Source organism: Rhizobacter sp. P3_B12 (genome assembly GCF_056402895.1).
Genome location: NZ_JBFUGN010001783.1, coordinates 1 through 530, shown reverse-complemented (window position 1 = coordinate 530; position 530 = coordinate 1). Strand labels below are relative to the sequence as shown.

The following is a 530-nucleotide window of genomic DNA, read 5'->3' as shown; positions in this document are numbered from 1 at the left end:
GCCACCAGGCTTCGACAGGCTCAGCCCGAACGGAGTTTGGGGTAGCTGGTCTGCTGAGTCTCGACAATAATCGCCGGCTGTTTGCAGACCGGGGGATGCGACATCGACGCGAATCTGTTGAACGAGCTGCGGATCGACCACCGCGAACGCGAGGACGAAGGTGGCGGCGTGCCGCGCTGGGTCTGGGCGGTGCTGGCCACGGTGATCGTGCTGGCGCTRGTCGGCGGGGCCGCCTGGTGGTTCCTCGGCGGCCGGCCGATCGCGGTGAAGACCGCGGCCGCCACTGCCCCGCGTGCCGGTGGCGGGGCCGGCGCCATCCTGCAGGCCACCGGCTACATCACCGCGCGCCGCCAGGCCACCGTCTCCACCCAACTGACAGGCACGCTGACCGAGGTGCTGATCGAGGAGGGCGACCGCGTCGAGAAGGGCCAGGTGCTCGCGCGCCTCGAAGACGGTGCGGTGCGCGCGACGCTGAACGTTGCACGCGCCAACCTGGCGTCCACCCACGCCCAGGTGGCGCAGGCCCGGGC

General features: G+C 71.3%; 1 pseudogene. It reads left to right on the top strand.

Annotation, left to right across the window (positions count from 1 at the left end):
- Positions 1-117 precede the first annotated feature (117 nt).
- Positions 118-530 (top strand): annotated as a pseudogene (locus tag AC1D01_RS38205) (efflux RND transporter periplasmic adaptor subunit); the annotation flags it as partial.